This is a genomic window from Rhizobium sp. ZW T2_16 (assembly GCF_044987325.1).
Classification (GTDB): Bacteria; Pseudomonadota; Alphaproteobacteria; order Rhizobiales; family Rhizobiaceae; genus Neorhizobium; species Neorhizobium cellulosilyticum.
Genome location: NZ_JBJDRG010000009.1, coordinates 113,226 through 133,753, shown reverse-complemented (window position 1 = coordinate 133,753; position 20,528 = coordinate 113,226). Strand labels below are relative to the sequence as shown.

Annotated in this window: 16 protein-coding genes and 2 pseudogenes; 12 read left to right on the top strand and 6 right to left on the bottom strand. The window is 58.5% G+C overall.

Features of this window, described 5'->3' with window-relative positions; translation table 11 throughout:
* Nucleotides 1–90: 90 nt before the first annotated feature.
* Nucleotides 91–474: a hypothetical protein gene (locus ACI3K0_RS20485; RefSeq protein ID WP_404946132.1), complete on the bottom strand. Its 384-nt coding sequence runs from the start codon at nucleotides 472–474 to the stop codon at nucleotides 91–93.
* On the opposite strand from ACI3K0_RS20485, the gene ACI3K0_RS20480 reads away from it, so the two are divergent.
* The 9 genes from ACI3K0_RS20480 to cysG all read left to right on the top strand — a co-directional run bounded on the left by ACI3K0_RS20480 (nucleotide 358) and on the right by cysG (nucleotide 12,638).
* Nucleotides 358–915 carry an ANTAR domain-containing response regulator gene (locus tag ACI3K0_RS20480; RefSeq protein WP_404946131.1) on the top strand — a complete coding sequence of 186 codons (558 nt, stop codon included), beginning with the start codon at nucleotides 358–360 and terminating at the stop codon, nucleotides 913–915. The genes ACI3K0_RS20485 and ACI3K0_RS20480 overlap by 117 nt on opposite strands.
* Before the next feature lie 30 nt (nucleotides 916–945).
* Nucleotides 946–2,190: a CmpA/NrtA family ABC transporter substrate-binding protein gene (locus tag ACI3K0_RS20475; protein ID WP_404946115.1), complete on the top strand. Its 1,245-nt coding sequence runs from the start codon at nucleotides 946–948 to the stop codon at nucleotides 2,188–2,190.
* A gap of 373 nt (nucleotides 2,191–2,563) precedes the next feature.
* Nucleotides 2,564–3,862 (top strand): CmpA/NrtA family ABC transporter substrate-binding protein, encoded by a 1,299-nt coding sequence (locus ACI3K0_RS20470; RefSeq protein ID WP_206829020.1) that lies wholly within the window; start codon nucleotides 2,564–2,566, stop codon nucleotides 3,860–3,862.
* Nucleotides 3,863–3,939: 77 nt separating this feature from the next.
* Entirely contained in the window at nucleotides 3,940–4,857 is a 918-nt protein-coding gene (ntrB, locus tag ACI3K0_RS20465) for a nitrate ABC transporter permease (protein WP_148144175.1), read from the top strand.
* Nucleotides 4,858–4,867: 10 nt separating this feature from the next.
* The gene (locus ACI3K0_RS20460) at nucleotides 4,868–5,665 is read left to right on the top strand and encodes an ABC transporter ATP-binding protein (RefSeq protein WP_148144176.1); all 798 of its coding nucleotides are present in this window, start codon (nucleotides 4,868–4,870) and stop codon (nucleotides 5,663–5,665) included.
* A 4-nt stretch (nucleotides 5,666–5,669) separates the two neighbouring features.
* Nucleotides 5,670–8,132 carry a nitrite reductase large subunit NirB gene (gene nirB / locus ACI3K0_RS20455; RefSeq protein WP_206829019.1) on the top strand — a complete coding sequence of 821 codons (2,463 nt, stop codon included), beginning with the start codon at nucleotides 5,670–5,672 and terminating at the stop codon, nucleotides 8,130–8,132.
* A gap of 5 nt (nucleotides 8,133–8,137) precedes the next feature.
* Nucleotides 8,138–8,476: a nitrite reductase small subunit NirD gene (gene nirD, locus ACI3K0_RS20450; protein ID WP_206829018.1), complete on the top strand. Its 339-nt coding sequence runs from the start codon at nucleotides 8,138–8,140 to the stop codon at nucleotides 8,474–8,476.
* Nucleotides 8,477–8,482: 6 nt separating this feature from the next.
* Complete coding sequence (locus ACI3K0_RS20445; protein ID WP_404946114.1) at nucleotides 8,483–11,182, top strand: molybdopterin-dependent oxidoreductase; 2,700 nt, start codon at nucleotides 8,483–8,485, stop codon at nucleotides 11,180–11,182.
* Entirely contained in the window at nucleotides 11,154–12,638 is a 1,485-nt protein-coding gene (cysG, locus tag ACI3K0_RS20440; RefSeq protein WP_404946113.1) for a siroheme synthase CysG, read from the top strand. Before ACI3K0_RS20445 ends, cysG begins: the two co-directional genes overlap by 29 nt.
* A gap of 182 nt (nucleotides 12,639–12,820) precedes the next feature.
* Here the strand turns inward: cysG and ACI3K0_RS20435 are convergent, their stop codons facing one another.
* From ACI3K0_RS20435 to ACI3K0_RS20420, 4 genes and pseudogenes are all read right to left on the bottom strand, one after another.
* Entirely contained in the window at nucleotides 12,821–14,677 is a 1,857-nt protein-coding gene (locus ACI3K0_RS20435) for a heavy metal translocating P-type ATPase (protein ID WP_206829015.1), read from the bottom strand.
* Nucleotides 14,678–14,719: 42 nt separating this feature from the next.
* A complete protein-coding gene (locus ACI3K0_RS20430; RefSeq protein ID WP_404946112.1) occupies nucleotides 14,720–16,342 on the bottom strand; it encodes an MBL fold metallo-hydrolase in 1,623 nt (540 codons plus the stop codon).
* 34 nt (nucleotides 16,343–16,376) lie between these two features.
* Nucleotides 16,377–16,853 carry a universal stress protein gene (locus tag ACI3K0_RS20425; RefSeq protein ID WP_353654272.1) on the bottom strand — a complete coding sequence of 159 codons (477 nt, stop codon included), beginning with the start codon at nucleotides 16,851–16,853 and terminating at the stop codon, nucleotides 16,377–16,379.
* Nucleotides 16,854–17,562: 709 nt separating this feature from the next.
* Nucleotides 17,563–17,646: pseudogene (locus ACI3K0_RS20420) on the bottom strand (arsenical resistance protein ArsH); the annotation flags it as partial.
* A gap of 769 nt (nucleotides 17,647–18,415) precedes the next feature.
* On the opposite strand from ACI3K0_RS20420, the pseudogene ACI3K0_RS20415 reads away from it, so the two are divergent.
* Together ACI3K0_RS20415 and ACI3K0_RS20410 are read left to right on the top strand one after the other, a co-directional pair.
* Nucleotides 18,416–18,533 (top strand): annotated as a pseudogene (locus tag ACI3K0_RS20415) (DNA-binding response regulator); the annotation flags it as partial.
* Nucleotides 18,534–18,619: 86 nt separating this feature from the next.
* On the top strand, nucleotides 18,620–18,832 hold the full coding sequence (locus ACI3K0_RS20410; RefSeq protein WP_394353699.1) for a response regulator transcription factor: 213 nt from the start codon (nucleotides 18,620–18,622) through the stop codon (nucleotides 18,830–18,832).
* 13 nt (nucleotides 18,833–18,845) lie between these two features.
* On the opposite strand, the gene ACI3K0_RS20405 is transcribed toward ACI3K0_RS20410, so the two are convergent.
* Nucleotides 18,846–19,079, bottom strand: a complete 234-nt coding sequence (locus ACI3K0_RS20405) for a hypothetical protein (RefSeq protein WP_183829940.1) — start codon at nucleotides 19,077–19,079, stop codon at nucleotides 18,846–18,848.
* A gap of 423 nt (nucleotides 19,080–19,502) precedes the next feature.
* Between ACI3K0_RS20405 and ACI3K0_RS20400 the strand changes: the two genes are divergently transcribed.
* A complete protein-coding gene (locus tag ACI3K0_RS20400; RefSeq protein WP_404946111.1) occupies nucleotides 19,503–20,528 on the top strand; it encodes a UDP-glucuronic acid decarboxylase family protein in 1,026 nt (341 codons plus the stop codon).

Below are 20,528 nucleotides of genomic sequence, written 5' to 3'. Positions count from 1 at the left end.
GTCTCCTGCCGTGCCGTAAGTTTTGTCAATCGACTTACAGGAATTGCTCATAAAACAGGCAGGACACATATCCCTTCCAACGCAAGGCACTCAATCGGTCGAGACCTGCGCGCTGGAAGGCATGGCATGCGGATTGCTTCTCCCTCTCAAAGTCAAAAAGGGGATATCCTTGGCGCCGTATCCGCCTTTCATTCGCATTATCCCGGCTGCCTGCGGAATGACCACAACCATTTCGCCAGGCCGGCCCACTTCATTGCCGTGGACGACATTGATCGCCACCGGAAATTTCGCCGCCTGTTCGCCCAGCGCCATTGACTGAGGGTGGCAATGGCAAAATCCGATCTGACAATTTTGGTTATAGATGAAAACGCCATCCGCGCCTCGATCATCGAGGAAGGCCTGAACGAGGCCGGTCACAGCAATGTCACGGTCATTCATGAGGTCAATGGCGTTGCCCGCATCATCGAGACGCAACAGCCGGACGTCATCATCATCGACATCGAAAACCCCAACCGGGATATGATGGAACATCTTTTCCAGCTGACTCGCACCGTCAGTCGCCCGATTGCGATGTTCGTGGATCGATCCGACACCGCCTTGATCGAGTCTGCCATGGAGGCAGGCGTTTCCGCTTATGTTGTCGACGGCCTTAAGAAGGAACGCGTCAAATCCATTCTCGACATGGCCGTCAGCCGCTTCAACGCCTTTAGTCGACTGCAGCAAGAACTAGCCGAAGCTCGATCCGCGCTTGAGGAGCGTAAGGTCGTGGAGCGAGCTAAAGGCATACTCATGAAAATGCGCGGGCTTTCGGAGGAGGAGGCCTTTGCATTGTTGCGTCAGACAGCAATGAACGAAAAAAAGAAAATGGCTGAAATTGCGCAAAGCCTAGTGACTGCCGCAGGTCTTCTGATGTGATGGATATGGGCAGGAGGATGCAGAGTTAAGATGATGAAGAGAACAGATCGGGCTGGAAATGATCTCGGTGCGCCCGCCACCATTGGCGCTCCGGAACAAAAGATCCTGCGTGCCGGCTTCATCCCGCTCGTCGATGCATCCGTCCTGGTTGCGGCCGCAGAGTTCGGCTTTGCAAGAAAAGAAGGGCTGGCACTCGAGATGGTGAAAGATGTCTCCTGGGCCAACATCCGAGATCGGCTTGCCTTTCGTCAATTCGATATCGCCCATATGCTTTCACCCATGCCGGTTGCCTCCATGCTTGGCCTCGGCTCAAATCCCTCCCCAACCATTACCCCGTTTTCGCTCGGTCGTGGCGGCAACGCAATCACACTGTCGCTCCGCCTATTCGAACGGATGCTGGAGGTCGGCCACCTTGCCGAAACGGCGAGCGCGCTGGAAAACGCTCGCGCATTGGCTAGTCTACTGAAGGTAATGCGCGAACAGGGTGAAGCCGTGCCGCGCCTCGGGGTCACCTACCCGTTCTCGTCGCATAATTACGAGTTCCGCTACTGGCTTGCCGCAGGCGGCATTGATCCCGATCGGGATGTGAAGCTCGTCGTCGTGCCGCCGTCGATGACATCCGATGCCCTCGCAGCCGGCGCCATCGACGGTTTCTGCGTCGGAGCACCCTGGAACATGGTTGCATCGGAGCGCGGCGTTGGACGAATCGTCGCCGCCAAACAGGACATCTGGCCTTCCGCGCCTGAAAAGGTGGTTGCCATGCGGCCGGAATGGGCCGCCAGCCATTCGGACACCGTCTCGCGTCTGATCGTTGCGCTCGACGCGGCAGCGCGCTGGTGCGACACGCCGGAAAACCACGACGGACTTTCCGAGGCACTAGCTGATTCCCGTTACATCGCCGCACCCATCGGCATCATCCGTCAGGTCCTTGCCGGCGAGTTCAGTCTGGACGCGAAGGGTAACGGGCGCCTGATCCCTGACTATTTCACCTTCAACCGGCGTTTTGCCAACTATCCCAAACCGGGGCATGCGCTCTGGATTTACAGTCAGATGATCCGTTGGGGCCAGACGACCTATAACGAGGAAGGGTTGCTTGCCGCCGCAAGCGCATACCGACCAGACCTGTATAAGGCCGCGCTCGGTTCCGCACCCACGGGCCAGGATATAACGGTCGAAGGCAATCTGGAAGGCGACCGGTTCATGGACGGGCACGTATTCGATCCTGCTGCCATACCCGACTATATCGCGACGCTCGGAACGGGTGCCGCCTCTTAGGGCTGAAGACACCTCATATAAATGCGATGATGCGTGTCATGTACTGCTTATCCTTTGCGCGCATATTTGGCAGCATCAGCACAAAATATTCGCAGAGCATCTGTGGCCCCACGGTTCGGCGCAAATCGAGCCCGAAGAATATCCAAGTAATTTCATCGCGATAGTCTGACGCCGTCAATCTGGCACACTACTTGCTTTTATGGATTTGCTCCGGTCAACGGTGATCTGGGCTCATGAACGCGCGAAAGCGTTCTCAAACGACATCGACGTCGCAAGGTTTTTGCTGCCCGGGATTTCCAATCCTTGAGGCGCGATCTCCGAGCGGCGTTTTTTTATGCCCTTTTTCCAAAAAACCAGCAGAGGGAACCTGCCTATGACCCGATTTGTGAAGACCGGCATCACCCGCCGCACCATTTTGAAGACCACAACCACCGCCGCTCTCGTCAGCGCAGTTAAGGCAGCCTTCCCGTCCGGCGCCTTTGCCGCAGCGCCGGGGCCGGAGGTTAAGGGCATCAAGCTCGGCTACATAGCGCTCACGGACGCCGCAGCGCTGATCGTGGCGAAGGAAAAGGGCCTTTTCGACAAACACGGGCTGCCGGACGCCGAGGTTACTAAACAGGCCTCTTGGGGAGCGACCCGCGACAATCTCGTGCTCGGCGGCGCAGCCAACGGCATTGACGGCGCGCATATCCTCTCGCCGCTCCCGTATCTCATGCATACCGGCAAGGTGACCCAGAACAACAAGCCAGTGCCGATGGCGATCCTCGCCCGCCTCAATCTCGACAGCCAGGGCATTTCGGTTGCCGCGGACTATGCGGGAACGGGCGTCGAACTCGATGCCTCAAAGCTCAAAGAAGCATTCGCCAAGAAGAAGGCGGCCGGTAATGAGGTGAAGGTGGCAATGACCTTCCCAGGCGGCACACACGATCTCTGGGTCCGTTACTGGCTTGCAGCCGGCGGCATCGACCCGAACAAGGACGTATCCACGATCGTCGTTCCGCCGCCGCAGATGGTCGCCAACATGAAGGTTGGCAACATGGACGCGTTCTGTGTGGGAGAGCCATGGAACGAACAGTTGGTCAATCAGGGTATCGGCTTTACGGCCTGTACCACCGGCGAACTCTGGAAGCATCATCCGGAAAAGGCGCTCGGCCTGCGCGCCGATTGGGTCGAGACGAATCCGAATGCGGCGAGGGCCCTGCTTATGGCCGTCATGGAGGCTCAGCAATGGGCAGACAAGATGGAAAATAAGGAAGAGATGGCAGACATTCTGGGCCGCCGCCAATGGTTTAACGTGCCACCGAAGGATGTGGTAGGCCGCCTGAAGGGCGACATCAACTACGGCAACGGCCGGAATATCAAGGGTACCGACCTCTACATGAAGTTCTGGCGCGATCAGGCGTCCTTCCCCTTCAAGAGCCATGATGCCTGGTTTGTCACGGAAAACATCCGCTGGGGCACGTTTGCGCCCGGCACCGACGTCAAGAAGCTGGTCGATCAGGTCAATCGCGAAGACCTGTGGCGCGATGCAGCCAAGGAACTGGGCGTTGCCGCAAGCGACATTCCAGCCTCCGCCTCGCGTGGCAAAGAGACGTTCTTCGACGGCAAGATCTTCGATCCCGACAACCCGACGGCCTATCTCGACAGCCTGACGATCAAGACCGTCTCCTGAACGACCGGCAGACCGCTCCGGCGCGCAGAGACGCGTGCCGCCCCCCTTCTCCCTCAAGCCTTTCCATGGAGCACGTAATGTCAGCCCTGGCAAAACAGGAAACGCCAACCGCAAGCATCGAGCCGACCGCTGGCCCGATCGATGGCGCCAAGCCGCAGGCAAATGTCGTCCACTTCACCGGCAGAACTATGCCTAAGTTCGATGCGGCCAAACTTGGTGGCGCCTTGCTTCGCAATGTCGTCCCCCCGCTGGTCGTGATCCTACTCATTCTTCTGGCATGGGAAGCGCTCTGTTCGTCACCCAATGCCTCCCTGCCCTCGCCGAGCCGGGTATGGGCCGAAAGCTATGACCTGATCGCCTATCCGTTCTTCAACTACGGCTCGCAGGATATCGGCCTCGGCTGGCGGGTTCTCGTCTCGCTCCAGCGTGTCGCTTACGGGTTCGGCATGGCAGCAGTGGTCGGCATTGTCGTCGGCGCCGTCATCGGCCAGTCGGTTTGGGCTATGCGCGGCCTCGACCCTATCTTCCAAGTCCTGCGCACAGTGCCGCCGCTCGCATGGCTACCGCTTTCGCTTGCCGCCTTCCAGAACGCCAATCCCTCGGCCATTTTCGTGATCTTCATCACCTCCATATGGCCGATCATCATCAACACGGCTGTCGGCGTGCGCAATATTCCTCAGGATTATCGAAACGTCGCCAAGGTACTGCGCCTCAACCAGCTGGAATTCTTCTTCAAGATCATGCTGCCATCGGCCGCCCCTTATATCTTCACCGGGCTTCGCATCGGTGTCGGCCTGTCCTGGCTTGCAATCGTGGCGGCCGAAATGCTGACCGGCGGTGTCGGAATCGGCTTTTTCATCTGGGATGCGTGGAACTCGTCGCGCCTGCCCGACATCATCGTCGCCCTCGCCTATATCGGCGTCGTCGGCTTCATCCTCGACAAGCTCGTAGCCGCGATCGGCAAGCTCGTCACCCGCGGCACCTCGGCCAATTGAGGGGATTTTCATGAACGCTTATCTCAAGCTCGACCACATCGACAAGTATTTCGATCGCGGTGCCTCGCGCGCAGAAGTGCTGAAAGACATCAACCTCACCATCGACAAGGGCGAATTCGTCTCGATAATCGGTCACTCGGGCTGCGGGAAATCCACCCTGCTCAACCTGATCGCCGGTCTGACACCGGTTTCGAATGGCGCCGTGCTCCTGGAGAACAGAGAGGTCAACGCGCCCGGACCGGAACGTGCCGTGGTGTTCCAGAACCATTCCCTGCTGCCATGGCTGACCGTCTACGAGAATGTCAATCTAGCTGTCTCCAAGGTCTTCAGAGCCACCAAGACCAAGAGCGAAAAGCACGACTGGGTCATGGCCAATCTCGACCTCGTGCAGATGGCGCATGCCAAGGACAAGCGCCCGTCAGAGATTTCGGGCGGCATGAAACAGCGCGTCGGCATTGCCCGTGCGCTTGCCATGGAGCCGAAGATCCTGTTGCTCGATGAACCTTTCGGCGCGCTGGACGCCCTCACCCGCGCCCATCTTCAGGATGCGGTCATGGAAATCCACGCCCGCCTCGGCAACACGATGGTGATGATAACCCATGACGTCGACGAGGCAGTGCTCCTGTCGGATCGCATTGTGATGATGACCAACGGGCCGGCCGCCCACATCGGTGAGGTGCTCGATGTCGCCATACCGAGGCCGCGCAACCGCATCGAGCTTGCGGGTGACCGCACCTACCTCAAGTGCCGCGAGGCCGTGCTGAAATTCCTCTACGAACGTCACCGCTTCGTTGAAGCTGCGGAGTAAACCCATGTCCGAAACCGCAATTGAGAAACTCGTCGTCATCGGCAACGGCATGGCGCCTGGCCGCATGCTGGAACATCTCTTCGAACACGCTCCCGGCCGCTATTCGGTAACGATCTTCAACGCCGAACCGCGCGTCAATTACGACCGCATCATGCTCTCGCCTGTCCTATCAGGCGAAAAGACCTACGAGCAGATCGTCATTCATGGCGACGGCTGGTACATCGACCATGGCATTACGCTCTACAAGGGCCATAAGATCGTCGCCATCGATCGCGATGCCAAGACCGTGACCTCCGATCACGGTGTGACGGAGAGCTACGACAAGCTGGTGATTGCCACCGGCTCGGTGCCCTTCATTATTCCCGTTCCTGGCAAGGATCTGCCGGGCGTCGTCTCGTATCGCGATCTCGACGATGTCGATGCCATGCTGCTTGCCGCACAGTCGCGCGCCAAGGCCGTCGTCATCGGTGGCGGGCTTCTCGGCCTCGAAGCGGCAGCCGGCCTCGCGCTGCGCGGCATGGACGTTACCGTGCTGCATGTCATGCCGACGCTGATGGAGCGCCAGCTCGATCCCGCTGCCGGCTACCTGCTGCAGAAGGCCGTCGAGGAGCGCGGCATCAAGGTGATCTGCAAGGCCAATACCAAGGCGATCATCGGCGACGGAAAGGTCGAGGGCGTGGAGCTGGATAACGGCACCGTCATTGCGGCCAATCTGGTCGTCATGGCGGTCGGCATCCGTCCGAACATCAATCTCGCCAGGGATGCCGGCCTTGCCGTCAATCGCGGCATCGTCGTCGATACCGGCATGCGGACATCCGATGGCGACATTTATTCGCTCGGCGAATGTGCCGAGGTCGGCGGCATGGTCTATGGCCTCGTCGCGCCGCTATACGAGATGGCGCGCGTTGCAGCCTCCCACCTTGCCGACGACCCGACGCCTGCCTTCGTTCACACTGACACGCCGACCAAGCTCAAGGTAACCGGTATCGACCTCTATTCGCTCGGCGATTTCGCCGATGGCGACGATCGCCAGGAGATCGTCCTTCGCGATGCGACGGCCGGCATCTACAAGCGCCTCGTCCTTAAGGACAACCGGATCATTGGCACCGTCCTTTACGGCGAAACCGCCGATGGTGCCTGGTTCAACGACCTGAAAAAGAAGGCCGTCGACATTTCCGAGATGCGCGACACCCTGATCTTTGGCCAGGCCTATCAGGGAGGAGCCCCGCTGGACCCTATGGCGGCCGTTGCAGCCTTGCCGGATGATGCAGAAATCTGCGGCTGCAACGGCGTATGCAAGGGCAAGATCACATCGACGATCACGGCCAAGGGGCTGACGACGCTGGACGAGGTGCGCGCCCATACCAAGGCGTCGGCTTCCTGCGGCACCTGCACTGGCCTTGTCGAGCAACTGATGACGCTGACGCTCGGCGACGCCTACAATCCGAAAGCGGTCCAGCCCATCTGTGCCTGCACCGATCTCGGCCATGACGATGTGCGCCGTCTCATCAAGGCCAAGGGGCTGAAATCCATTCCCGCCGTGATGCAGGAACTGGAGTGGAATACCTCCTGCGGCTGCGCCAAGTGCCGGCCGGCGCTCAACTACTACCTCGTCTGCGACTGGCCGGATGAATATGCCGACGATTATCAGTCGCGTTTCATCAACGAGCGCATCCACGCCAACATCCAGAAGGATGGCACCTATTCCGTCGTGCCGCGCATGTGGGGCGGCGTCACCAATTCGCAGGAATTGCGGGCGATTGCCGACGTTGTCGACAAGTTCGAGATACCGATGGTCAAGGTGACTGGCGGCCAGCGCATCGATCTTCTCGGCATAGAGAAACATGACCTGCCGGCCGTCTGGGCCGATCTGGGCAAAGCCGGCTTCATCTCTGGCCAGGCCTATGCCAAGGGCCTTCGTACCGTCAAAACCTGCGTCGGCTCCGACTGGTGCCGGTTCGGCACGCAGGATTCGACCGGGCTTGGCATCCGCATCGAGAAATTCATGTGGGGCTCCTGGACGCCGGCCAAGCTGAAGATGGCGGTTTCCGGCTGTCCGCGAAATTGCGCCGAGGCAACCTGCAAGGATATAGGGGTCATCTGCGTCGACAGCGGCTTCGAGATCCATTTCGCCGGTGCTGCGGGTCTCGACATCAAGGGCACGGAAGTTCTGGGCCTCGTGAAGAGCGAGGACGAGGCGCTCGAACATATCGTGGCCCTGACCCAGATGTACCGAGAGCAGGCGCGCTATCTAGAACGGATCTACAAATGGGCCAAGCGCATCGGCCTTGAGGAGATCCGCCGTCAGATCATCGAGGATCACGACAGACGGCGCGGCTACTACGACCGTTTCGTCTTTTCCCAGACATTCGCCCAGGTCGACCCGTGGTCGGAGCGCGTATCCGGCAAGGACAAGCACGAGTTCCGGCCGATGGCATCGATCGGCTTCGGCCAGGCTGCGGAGTGAGAACAATGGACATGAACTGGCATCCGATCGGCGACATCACCGAAATCCCGTTGCTTGGCGCGCGCTGCGTTAAAACTCCGTCCATGACCATTGCCGTGTTTCGCACCGACGAACACGAGGTCCATGCGATCGAAAACCGCTGCCCTCACAAGGGAGGCCCGCTCTCCGAAGGCATCGTGCATGGCACGTCCGTCACCTGCCCGCTGCACAACTGGGTCATCTCGCTCGAGAGCGGCAAGGCGCTTGGTGCCGATGACGGCGAGGTGCGGACAATCCCTGTCCGCAATGAGAACGGCCGGCTCTTCATCGCGCTTGAGGGCGCGATGATGGTCGCGGCGGAGTAGACCGCCATGGCACCCATCGTGTCGACGACACTGTCGCCCACAGGACCGAAGGAAACGAAAACCACCTGTCCCTATTGCGGTGTCGGTTGCGGCGTGATCGCCACCGTATCCGACAATGGCGTGGTGACCATCAAGGGAGACCCGGAACATCCGGCCAATCTTGGCCGGCTCTGTTCCAAAGGGTCGGCGCTGGCCGAGACGATCGATCTCGACGGGCGGGTGCTTTTTCCGCAGATCGCCGGGCAAAAAACCGGATGGGACGAGGCACTCGATCTCGTTGCGCAGACATTCTCGGCGGTGATTGCAGAGCATGGACCGGATGCGGTGGCTTTCTACGTATCCGGCCAATTGCTGACCGAGGATTACTATGTCGCCAACAAGCTGATGAAGGGTTTTATCGGCTCCGCCAATATCGACACGAATTCCCGGCTCTGCATGTCGTCATCGGTGGCCGGCCACCGCCGCGCCTTCGGCTCTGACACGGTGCCGGGCAGCTATGAAGATATCGAGCTTGCCGATCTTGTCGTTCTGACGGGGTCCAATCTCGCATGGTGCCACCCGGTCATCTATCAGCGCCTAGCAGCCGCCAAGGCGGCCCGACCGCAGATGAAGGTGGTGGTCATCGATCCGCGCCGTACCATGACATGCGACATCGCCGACCTTCATCTGGCGATCCGCCCAGATGGTGATGTCGCGCTGTTCATGGGGCTTCTGGCCCATCTTGCCGCAAGCAATTCGATCGACCATGCCTATGTGTCGGTTCATACTGCGGGTTACGAGGAAGCCTTGCAGGCTGCTGCGCAGCTTCCCCTCCCCGACATCGCGGAGCGCACGGGCCTCAGTGAGTCGGAGTTGGTTGCTTTCTACCGCCTCTTCGAGACGACGCGGAAGGTCGTCACTTGCTATAGCCAAGGGGTCAACCAATCGTCCTCGGGCACAGACAAGGTGAATGCCATCCTCAACTGCCATCTGGCGACCGGCCGCATCGGCCGGCCGGGGATGGGACCGTTTTCGTTGACAGGCCAGCCCAATGCCATGGGTGGACGTGAGGTCGGCGGGCTTTCCAACATGCTGGCAGCGCATATGGCGATCGAAAGCGCCGAGGATCGCGACAGGGTGCAGCGCTTCTGGCAATCCCCCATGATCGCAGCAAGGCCCGGCCTCAAGGCCGTCGACATGTTCCGCGCCGTGGCGGACGGCAGGATCAAGGCGCTATGGATCATGGCAACGAACCCCGTCGTCTCCATGCCCGATGCCGATGCGGTGGAGGCCGCGATCAGGGCCTGCCCGTTCGTCGTCGTCTCCGATGTGCTGCGGGACACGGATACGACGCGTCATGCGCATGTGCTTCTGCCATCGCTGGGGTGGGGAGAAAAGGCGGGCACCGTTACCAATTCGGAACGCCGCATCTCGCGCCAGCGCGATTTCCTCGACCATCCCGGCGATGCAAAGGCAGACTGGTGGCAAATGGCGGAGGTGGCCCGGCGGATGGGCTTTTCCGGCTTCGACTATCGTCACCCATCCGAGATCTTTGCCGAGCATGCGGCCTTGTCAGCCTTTGAGAACGAGGGACGGCGAGACTTCGATATAGGTGCGTGCCAAAATATCGACGAGCGGACCTATCAGGCTCTTCTGCCCTTCCAGTGGCCCGCCAGTTTGACAGAGGATTACAGAGAGGACAGCAAAAGGTTTTTCGCCAAGGGCGACTTTTATCATCCGGATCGCAAGGCCCGTTTTGTGGCGATAAAAGCTCCTGCCGTCACGGATCACACCTGCTCGGCCTACCCCCTGACACTCAATACCGGCCGCGTTCGCGACCACTGGCATACGATGACCCGCACGGGCAAGAGCGACAGGCTGTCGGCCCACATCGCCGAACCCTTTGCGGAAATTCACCCGAGCGACGCAGCCGCACTCGGCATTCAGGACGCCGCGCTGGTCGAGCTTGCCAGCTCCCACGGCAAGGTCATTCTGCGCGCACTGATTACGCCGCGGCAGGCACGCGGCAATATCTTCGTGCCGATGCACTGGAATGACCAGTTTGCCTCGCGAGCCCGGATCGATGCCCTTGTGCCGCCCGTGACAGACCCTGTCTCGGGCCAGCCCGCCTCAAAAAACGTGCCTGTCGCAGCCAGTGGCCTCGACGGAGCGTTTTACGGTTTCGCTGTGACCAGCGCCATGCCCGACTTCCGAGGCGCGTTGTATTGGGCACGCGCCAGGGCACCGGGCGGCTGGCGCAGCGAAATCGCGTTCTCGGAACCAGTCGAGGATTTGGCAGAATGGTGCCGCATCGCCTTCGACATCCCGGTCGGTATCGAACCTCTGGGTTATATCGACAGGCAGGACGAGGACGTCCGCCTCGCCTTTTTTGACGGCGAGAGGCTGCTTGCAGCCTTCTTCCTTTCCCGCGGGCCGGTGGGCGTTGCCCGAGATTGGGCCGTCGCTCAGCTGACGGCATCGCATGCGGACGTGCGGCGAAGATTCGCGGTGATCGCCGGTCGGCCCGGAGCAGACCAGCCAGATCCGGGCGCCACCGTCTGCACCTGCCTTTCGGTCGGGATCAACCACATCATTGCTGCCATTCGCGGCGGTGCCTCAAGCGTTGAGGCAGTGAGCCACATGACCAATGCCGGGACAAATTGCGGTTCATGCCGCGCCGAAATCAGGGGGATCATCGATGGTTGTCTTGCAACAGCAGCGGAATGAGAAAGAGACGGAACGCGGCGCCCGTATGACGCTGCTTGCCAAGTTGCCGGTCTTCTGGGCCCTGGAGGGCAAACGGGTGATTGTCGCAGGAGGAAGCGAGGCCGCGGCATGGAAGGCCGAGCTTCTCGCCGCCTGCGGCGCAGACGTGCATGTCTATGCTGAACGGCTCTCGGACACATTCAAGACCCTGATTGCCAGAGGCTCCCACCATCCGCTGGGCAGCTTCGCGCACCATGACCATGCCTGGCATGCAGCCGCCTTCGAGGACGCAGCACTTGCGATTGGCGATTGTGACGAAGATTACGAAGCCCGCGCATTCTTCGAGGCAGCACGGCAGGCCGGCGTGCCGGTCAACGTGATCGACAAGCCGGCATTTTGCCAATTCCAGTTCGGTTCGATCGTCAACCGCTCGCCAGTCGTCGTATCGATATCGACAGATGGTGCGGCGCCCATTCTCGCGCAGGCCATTCGCCGGCGGATAGAAACGCTCCTTCCCGCGTCACTCAAAGCTTGGGCCGAGATGGCACAGAGGCTGAGGGATCGGGTGAACGAGAGGCTTCAACCCGGTGCACAACGTCGCCTCTTCTGGGAGCGTTTCGTCGACCGTGCCTTCAGGAACGAGCCCTCGCCGCAAGCCGAAAGTCAGTTTATCCGCGATGCCGACCGGCTGGCAGGCGATCTGCCGCCCGGCAAAGGCCATGTCACCCTCGTCGGCGCCGGTCCGGGCGATGCGGCGCTTCTGACGTTGAAAGCTGTCCGAGCGCTGCAGGCGGCGGATGTCATACTCTTCGACGACCTGGTTTCCGACGAAGTGCTCGAACTGTCACGCCGCGAGGCAAAGCGCATGCTTGTCGGCAAGCGCGGCGGTCGGGAAAGCTGCCGTCAGGAAGACATCAACGATATGATGCTGGCACTTGCGAATGCCGGCAAACGGGTGGTGCGCCTCAAATCCGGAGATCCAATGATCTTTGGGCGGGCCGGCGAGGAGATCGCCTGCCTGCAGCAGGCCGGCATTTCCGTCGATGTCGTGCCGGGCATCACGGCTGCCAGCGCCATGGCCTCGCAACTCGGCATATCGCTGACTCATCGCGACTGCGCGCAATCCGTTCGTTTTGTCACCGGACATTCCCGCAAGGGTGCATTGCCTGACAACTTGGACTGGACGAGCCTCACGGATCCGCACACCACGACGATCTACTATATGGCGGGCCGCACGGCCAGCGAACTCTCGGGCAGGCTGATCGCTGCGGGGCTTTCCCAGGATACACCCGCAACTATCATGCAATCCATCACACGGCGGAACGAGAAGCGATGGTCTGGCAGCTTGAGTTCACTCCCGGCAGCAATGGAACATTTCGGATACGAGCAGCCTGTGCTTGTCGGGATCGGCACCGTATTTCAGGATCCCTTGCACGTTAGGGGTCGCCATGGAAGTTTGATAACAGCGCGCGCGTGAGCCTACCGCAGACATGTATCGATAGCACCCAGCCCGTTAGAACAAAAAGGCACGGTGACCGGAATGGCATACTTGGATGAATCACCCCATAGTTTAAGCACGTCGTGACCATCAACTGGATCAATCAGGAAGGGATTCGGCAATGCCTATTGAACAGATTTCAAGGGGCCGCGCGATAATCTTTAGCGCAGTGCTCGCAGTGCATTCAGGATGACCACAAGGTCGATGCCTTCCTGTATTACCGCGCCCTCAACAGGAGAAAGATATCCGAACGCCGCCGCGATCATGGCCGAAACGGAGAGGCCAAGCCCTACAATTGCGCTCTCCATTGCGATTTTTTTGCTACCGTGAGCAATTGTCATTGCCGCTGCAAGTGCCTTGAGTTCGTCGACCATGAGGACGATGCTTGCCACCTGGGAGGAAGACGCGCTGCCTCTGGCTCCCATGGCCACACCGACATCTGCGGCAGCGAGTGCCGGGGCATCATTGACGCCATCGCCCACCATCATGACCGGGCCGCGATGCCGCTCGTCCTGAATGATCCGCACCTTGGCTTCGGGCGACAGATCACCGAGTGCGAGGTCAACTCCCACCGCCCTGCCCATGCTTTCCGCAATTGCAGCTCGGTCGCCGGATGCCAATATGATCCTGTCTATCCCTGAATCTCGCAAATTCTCTATGACAGTGGTTGCATCTGGCCGCATCTGATCCGCGAATGTAAGGATGCCGGCAAATCGGCCGTCCAGGCCAACGCCCACGGTCATAGCATTTGGAAGACCGTCGGATGCGCCGATCTCGGTCACACTGTCACGCTCCGAGGCGGTACAGCGTTCACGGACAAAAGCGATGCCACCAACGATAACTTTCCGGCCGGCGACCACACCCTCCAGCCCAGAGCCGGGTGTCTCGTCGATATTCGTTGGAGGAATGAGCGTCAGGCTCCGTTCGGCCGCTTCGCGGATCAGCGCTGTCGCGGTCACATGGGCCGAAGCCTGATCTAGGCTCGCCGCATATGTGAGCAGATCCTGGTCTGTGTAGGGTGCCAGCACCCTTGTCTCCACGAGTTTCGCCTGTCCAGACGTTATGGTGCCGGTCTTGTCCAGCACTGCCGTGCGAATGTTTGCTAACGTCTCCAGCGCTTCGCTTCCTTTAATCAGCACACCGATGCGCGAAGCGCGCGACATGCCTGCGATCAATGCGATCGGGACTGCGAGGATAAGGGGACACGGTGTCGCAACCACAAGCACGGCAACGACCCGCATGGTATCCTCGCTATACCCCCACGTCGCCAGGGCCATTGCGAGCGTAAGCAATAGGAAGCCGGCCGCATATCTATCGGCCATGCGCGACAGAGGAGCCTTGCTGTCCTGTGCCGCCTTTACCAGGCGCAGAATATTGGCATAAGCACTCTCGGATGCCGGCCGGCTTACGCTCAGATCGAAGACTGGCCCGACACAACTCGAACCACTAAACACTTCCTCACCCCTGCTAAAAGTCCTGGGCAAGGATTCGCCCGTAAGGGTGGACAGATCAAGAGTGGCGTATTCACTTGCGACACGGCCGTCGACCGGTAGCACCTCACCCTCTCGGATCAGCAGTCTGTCCGCCGGCCGGACTGTACCGAGCGCCACCTCTTCCAGTGCATTACCACGATATCGCATGGCGGTCCGCGTTACCCGTCCCAACAACGCGCTCATTTCGCGTCCGGCCCTTTGGCGAGCAAGGTCTTCCAACCACTGCCCGCCAGCATACATTAGGGCAACAACGTTTGCCGCCAGATGCTCGCCAAAGACAAGAGCAGCGGACATGGAGATCAGAGCAACGATATCAAGGCCGAAATCGCCGCCGCGCAGCGCCTGAACCACTTGAATCGCAAGCACGGCGATGACCACGCAGCTCGCCGACGACCATGCGATTTGCGCAACATAATAAAGCTGATAGTGCTGAGCCAGCAGCCCGGTGATCAGGCCCACAGCCGCCACCGTCACCAGGATAGCGACGCGGTATCTTTCTAGTTTGACATTGGACAGTGCACTCATTTGATCCGACCTCCGTCGCGCAAAAACAGCCGTGGCCAACGCTTACCGTTCGTCCTGCAAGACTCGCCGGAATTTGCGCAAAAGGATGGCTCTGGAGCGATCGTCGGCCGCGGCGCGAACCGTCTCGTTGATGTCCTGCAAGAGCACCTGATAGTCATTATTCCAGTCTCTGTGCCCGATGGTCAGGGGATCGATTCTCGGCGATGGCATGGACACGGAGATATCGGTTGGGCCACCATCGTTAAGGGTGAATGCGCTATCGATGAACGGCACGAATACCGGGGTCGCGGGTGTGCAGTCGGCAGCGCGGTGCCTCATCGCGGTCAAGGCGGCTTCCTCCCCATGCACGAGGAAGATCCCGTGCGAGATTGGCAAGCGGCTTCGCAACCAGCGCTCCAGTTCGGGACCGTCGGCATGACCACTATAGGCATCGATCTGGCGGATTTGCGCTCTGACCGTGATCTCCTCGCCCTGGATCTTTACGGGCGTCGTTCCACCGGCGAGTAGTCTTCCAAGTGTGCCGGCCGCCTGATAGCCGACAAACAGCACGGTTGCCTCTTCTCTCCATAGCCAGTTCTTCAAGCGATGCCGGATACGGCCAGCTTCGCACATACCGCTTGCGGCGATCACGATGTGAAAACCGCGGACCCGATCGAGAGCCTTTGACTGTTCGACGCTTTCGGTAAAGTGGACGTTCTTGGCATGCATGGCGCGATCAAGGGCGACACCCAGATTGAAGTCATGCCTATGCTTTTGGAAAATCTCGCTCGCCCGTGTCGCAAGTGGAGAATCGATGTAAATCGGGACAGTCTTGATCTCCGATTGCTGCATCAACAGGATCAGGTCAGTCATCAACTCCTGAGTCCGCTCCACCGCGAAGGAAGGAATGATCAGTGCGCCATTCTCATGGCGCGAGGCGGCGCGAACCTCCCGACCGAGGAGCTGACGCCGACCTTCAATCGTGGCATCAACGCGATCCTTGTCCGCATAGGTGCTTTCGCAGACCACATAGTCCCAATGTTTTGGCGCGACTGGCCCAGCCTGAAAAAGCTTGTTGTCCGGTCCGATGTCTCCGGAAAACAGGATGCGGATAGGATTATCCGGGCCGACTTCCATTTCGATTGAAGCCGATCCGAGCAGATGACCGGCATTCCAGAAGCGAAACCGAACGCCCGGTACAACTGACTGCCAGCGCTCACATTCGACCGCGTGAAAGCGGTGTAACATCTGATAGGCGTCATCGGCAGTGTAGATCGGTTCGACCTCCTCCTCGCCTCGCTGACGATAGCGCCTGTTCCTCTGATCGACTTCGACTTCCTGGATGTGGCCAGCATCGGGAAGCATGACACTACAGAGATCTACCGTGGCTGGCGTGGCATAGATAGGGCCGGCAAAGCCGCGTTTTGTAAGTTTTGGCAGCAAGCCTGAATGATCGATGTGAGCATGAGTGAGAATGACCGCATCAACTGAAGCAACATCGAAGGGAAATTCCCGATAATTAAGTTGCTTTTCCGTTTTGGAACCCTGGAAAAGCCCGCAATCGATCAGCACAAATGTATCTGAGGTCTCGATCGCAAAACACGACCCCGTAACGCCTCTCGCTGCGCCGAAAAAGCGAAGAACCGGATCGCGCAGATCCTTTCGTCCAGCTTTTGCTGATGTCATATACAAAGCTCCCTCACCATAAGGCGATACGCATTTAGCGCGCCATCAAAACCGGGATCGCAGGATGCTGAAGCATCGTTTCGGTCGTACCGCCCAGAATACGCTCGCCAAGCCGCGAATGACCGTAGGCACCCATGACGATGAGATCAGCATCAAGGCTTTCGGCATGCCGCTGCAGGACAATGGCCGGATCGTCACTTCCGTGAAGGTGATCAATCACCACCTCAACTCCATGACGCAACAGAAAGCCCGCAAGATCGGCACCATTCGCCTCTCCTGAAGCCTCACTATCGACGTCGACGAGAGCAACGTGAACGCGATTGGCGTTCTGAAGGAGAGTTATAGATGACCGCACCGCAATCCAAGCTTCGCGCCGGCCGTTCCAGGCGACCACGATCTGTTTTGGTCGAAGAGTTGCGACCCTCCGCTTTGGAAGGATCAATAGGGGACATGAAGAGTGGAACAAAACGCCGTCGACCACCCGCCTGGCGAGATGGAGGTCATTTGCCATGGTTCCTCCGATCACGGTGATGTCCGCGGAATTGGCATGACGGGCGACATGGCTGGATACCTGCCCCGAAGAACAAAAGACAGGGGTCACCATGCCGCGTAACCCGCCAGCCGTGAGCACAGATGTCAGTTCATTCGCCTGCGTTTCGAGGCGTCGATGCTCCTCCCAGATCAAGGCAAACGGGCTATCGCCTCCGTATCCGGGGCCTCCGATCAGAGGATACGGGACACAGGATACGAGAATAGCCTGAAGTTCCCCTCCGGCGTCACACGTCATCCTTACTGCCGCGGCCAGATCTTTGTCGCCGTGATCCACGCCAACAACGCTCAATATGCATGTGTTCGACATCTCAAGCCCTCCCGTGCTTTCTTTTGTCCATGCCACGAACATTGTAGGACTAAATTAGAATTGCGAAATGACGCAGATCACGTTGTCGGAGCCCCATTTATGCATGGGTTCTGATCCGAATTTTGAATGCAGACATCCAGAGCACTTGACGCTGTTACCCGCTTCGTTTGCAGCAGCAGCGGCTAGTTGGGGCCTATTGGTTGCGCGTCAACCTCGAGTTTTTGACGGGCTGAGAGATGAGAGCATTGACGGCAATTTTTCTGACATCCTCGCTTTACTGCACCTCACCAGCAGAGCGCTCAAGATCGAGTGCTTTGTTTCAAACTGCTAAACCCGCTGATGTTCGAAAGATCGCCTGCATAGGTCTGATCCAGACCTGACCTTCCAACCATTGGGAAAGCTCTCGGAGTTGATGCACCTTGGGGTGACTAACAGGTGCTTCGTCCGACGGGTTGAGAACACAGGCCGCAGGGATTTTGGCTCGATTGGCTGAAGATGGTCGTCGTGCGGTGCGAGTTGTTTTGAGCCAAAGCGGCAAGCGCCGTTATTGCGGCGGAACCTTCAGTAAATCCAAATTAATGGACATGGTGCACACGTCAATCGATGGAATTCTGGACATCCGGTTACGTAGTCAGTTCCAAGTGTCGATAAACATCGCAATTACTCTGCAAATAGTCCTGCTGGGGTTGTTTTGTTCCCCCCGCGCTCCGATGAGATTTACCATATCCCGAAACGCCTTTATCCCCGCAAGTGCGAAGTGTTGAACTATTCTAAATTGGAATTACATTGAAATTCGAAAGTGCTAATTAATCCGCCATCTCCTCTTGGTCCGGATAACAAGCATCACGTTAAAGTGTCAGGAGTTAGTGGTGTTTATAGCCGATACGAACTCTCCCGAATCTCTCTCAATCATTCGTGGTGATACTGGACGTCGAACAATGGTTCTCGTTGCAGAACCAGGATTGTTGATGGAATGTCTTGCAGAGACACTACGCCGCCGATTTCCAGAAATGCAGGTGGCGACGTATGCAAATCTGGCTTATTTCCCGGTCGACGTTGGTACAGATACGCGCCTCATTCTCTTTCACTATCAGGACAAGGCCCAACTGGGCGAGTTAATTCGTCACCTCAAGCAAATCGACCACAGTCTATCCATCGGTATCGTCATAAACGATCACGAAGAAAGCGATCGCAATCTGCAGAAACTGGCAGCCGCCCAGCAGATTGACGGTGTTCTTCCACTGAATTTGCGCCTGGACGTTTTTCTTGCGGCCATCGATTTGCTGATAAAAGGCGGGGAACATTTTCCTTCCGCTTTGCTGCAGCACCTGAGTGTTAACGGGGCGGGTTATGGAAGCCCCTCAAAATTTCGCGTCGAACCACCCCATCATCCGGGCCACGCCAATTGCGAGCCGTTTATGCTGACCACACGTGAAGTGGAAATTCTCGACCTAGTGTGCAAGGGAACCCAGAACAAGATAATCGCCGGCCTGCTGAAACTGTCGGAAAACACGGTCAAGGTGCATATCCGAAACATCTACAAGAAGATGCATGTACGTAACCGTACCGAAGCCGCTTCACGATATTTCGATTACGAGGGACGAACCGGATTCGAGCCATCGCTACGCTGATCCGCGCGATGCGCTACCGCAGGAAGCAGTGCGCTTTGCGTCCAAAGCCGCTCGGCGTGCAGATATAGGGCGCGCTCCCGAGATAGGACGATGATCCCTGCGGATCTGCGTCTTCACCCGTATCATCCCTCATAGCAATGGCAACAGGCTTTGCGGAAGAGAAGGCGTAGCTATTCGCCTTGAACGAGCCTGCCGCGACCGCACTGACAGCCGGCACTTTCTTGGCGCCCGCTTTGTTGTCTGCCACGTCGCCATCCACGACCGAGCAGGATGAGATGACCGCGCACAATCCGGCAAAAAACATTGGACGAATTGAATTGCTGTTCCTGCTCACGATGGGCTCCGGGGTGTTCAACTGTAATCGCCGCCTAGGCTAATCCGTTTACATTAGCAAATCATGCACGCATGAAACACCTGGCGGAAAGCCTAGCCCATACGGGTTAATCCGCCTCGGCAATTAACCTTAATCCCCTCCTAAATTCGTGTAATGATGAAGTTTTTTGTTTGACGAGATTAAAATTTAGGCAGCTAATTCGGTTAAGAGAGCGTTAAAGTTTTCCAGCGTTTTCTTCAAACGAACCACGCAGATAGCATCCAAGCGAACCCGCTTGCTCCTTTCAACTCTGGAAATATCGACCGGCAGGCCGCGTCTGCCGGAGGAGGTAGGTTTATGCGTAAAATCGGGATTACGGCTCCAGGTCTGGCGGATATTGCAACAAGGCCTCTGCCACGATACGTGCTCGTGACGGGCGGCGCGGGCTTTCTGGGATCGCACCTATGTGAAAGACTTCTTCAGGATCGCCATCGCGTCATCTGTTTCGACAATTTCTCGACCGGGCGCCGTAGTAACGTCAGCCACCTGATGTCCAACCCGGATTTCAGTGTCATCGAACAGGATGTCCGCGATGCCTATGATGCCGATGTCTCTCTGATCTTCAATTTCGCCTCCCCTGCCTCGCCACCGGACTATCAACGTGATCCTGTCGGCACGCTATTGACTGGCGTGCTCGGAGCACTTCATGGCCTCGAACTGGCCCGGCTGCACGGTGCAACCATCGTACAATCGTCCACATCCGAGGTTTATGGCGATCCGCTGCAGCACCCACAGCAGGAAGCTTATTGCGGCAACGTCAACCAGATCGGCCCGCGCGGCTGCTATGACGAAGGCAAACGCTGCGCCGAAACACTGCTTTTCGACTACCACCGCAAATACCGGACCGACGTCAAGGTTGGCCGAATATTCAACACCTATGGGCCGCGCATGCGCCTCGATGACGGCCGGGTCGTTTCGAACTTCATCGTCCAGGCCCTGACCAACCAAGATATCACGATCTATGGAGACGGCATGCAGACACGCTCGCTCTGCTATGTCGACGACCTGATCGAGGCCTTCATTCGTTTCTCCAATGCCGGCCCCGACGTCATCGGGCCGATCAATCTCGGCAATCCGGTCGAAATACCCGTCATTGAGCTCGCCGAACTCGTACTGGAACTAACGAATTCGCGCTCACGGATCATCCACATGCCCGCAGTGATCGATGACCCCAAACAACGCCGCCCGGATATTGGCCTTGCGCGCGAAAAGCTCGGCTGGGAACCTCGCGTGCCGCTTCGTGAGGGCCTTTCCCGCACGATCGGCTATTTTGACGGCGTCCTTCGCTCAGCGACACCAGCCCAGCCGGTGGAGGTCGCCTGA

Bases quoted from the DNA above. Each gene is read 5' to 3' on its own strand.
- ACI3K0_RS20475 (WP_404946115.1), top strand. From the start codon at position 946: ATGATGAAGAGAACAGATCGGGCTGGAAATGATCTCGGTGCGCCCGCC.
- ACI3K0_RS20470 (WP_206829020.1), top strand. From the start codon at position 2,564: ATGACCCGATTTGTGAAGACCGGCATCACCCGCCGCACCATTTTGAAG.
- ntrB (WP_148144175.1), top strand. From the start codon at position 3,940: ATGTCAGCCCTGGCAAAACAGGAAACGCCAACCGCAAGCATCGAGCCG.
- ACI3K0_RS20460 (WP_148144176.1), top strand. From the start codon at position 4,868: ATGAACGCTTATCTCAAGCTCGACCACATCGACAAGTATTTCGATCGC.
- nirB (WP_206829019.1), top strand. From the start codon at position 5,670: ATGTCCGAAACCGCAATTGAGAAACTCGTCGTCATCGGCAACGGCATG.
- nirD (WP_206829018.1), top strand. From the start codon at position 8,138: ATGGACATGAACTGGCATCCGATCGGCGACATCACCGAAATCCCGTTG.
- ACI3K0_RS20445 (WP_404946114.1), top strand. From the start codon at position 8,483: ATGGCACCCATCGTGTCGACGACACTGTCGCCCACAGGACCGAAGGAA.
- cysG (WP_404946113.1), top strand. From the start codon at position 11,154: ATGGTTGTCTTGCAACAGCAGCGGAATGAGAAAGAGACGGAACGCGGC.
- ACI3K0_RS20435 (WP_206829015.1), bottom strand. From the start codon at position 14,677: ATGAGTGCACTGTCCAATGTCAAACTAGAAAGATACCGCGTCGCTATC.
- ACI3K0_RS20430 (WP_404946112.1), bottom strand. From the start codon at position 16,342: ATGACATCAGCAAAAGCTGGACGAAAGGATCTGCGCGATCCGGTTCTT.
- ACI3K0_RS20425 (WP_353654272.1), bottom strand. From the start codon at position 16,853: ATGGCAAATGACCTCCATCTCGCCAGGCGGGTGGTCGACGGCGTTTTG.
- ACI3K0_RS20410 (WP_394353699.1), top strand. From the start codon at position 18,620: ATGCTGACCACACGTGAAGTGGAAATTCTCGACCTAGTGTGCAAGGGA.
- ACI3K0_RS20400 (WP_404946111.1), top strand. From the start codon at position 19,503: ATGCGTAAAATCGGGATTACGGCTCCAGGTCTGGCGGATATTGCAACA.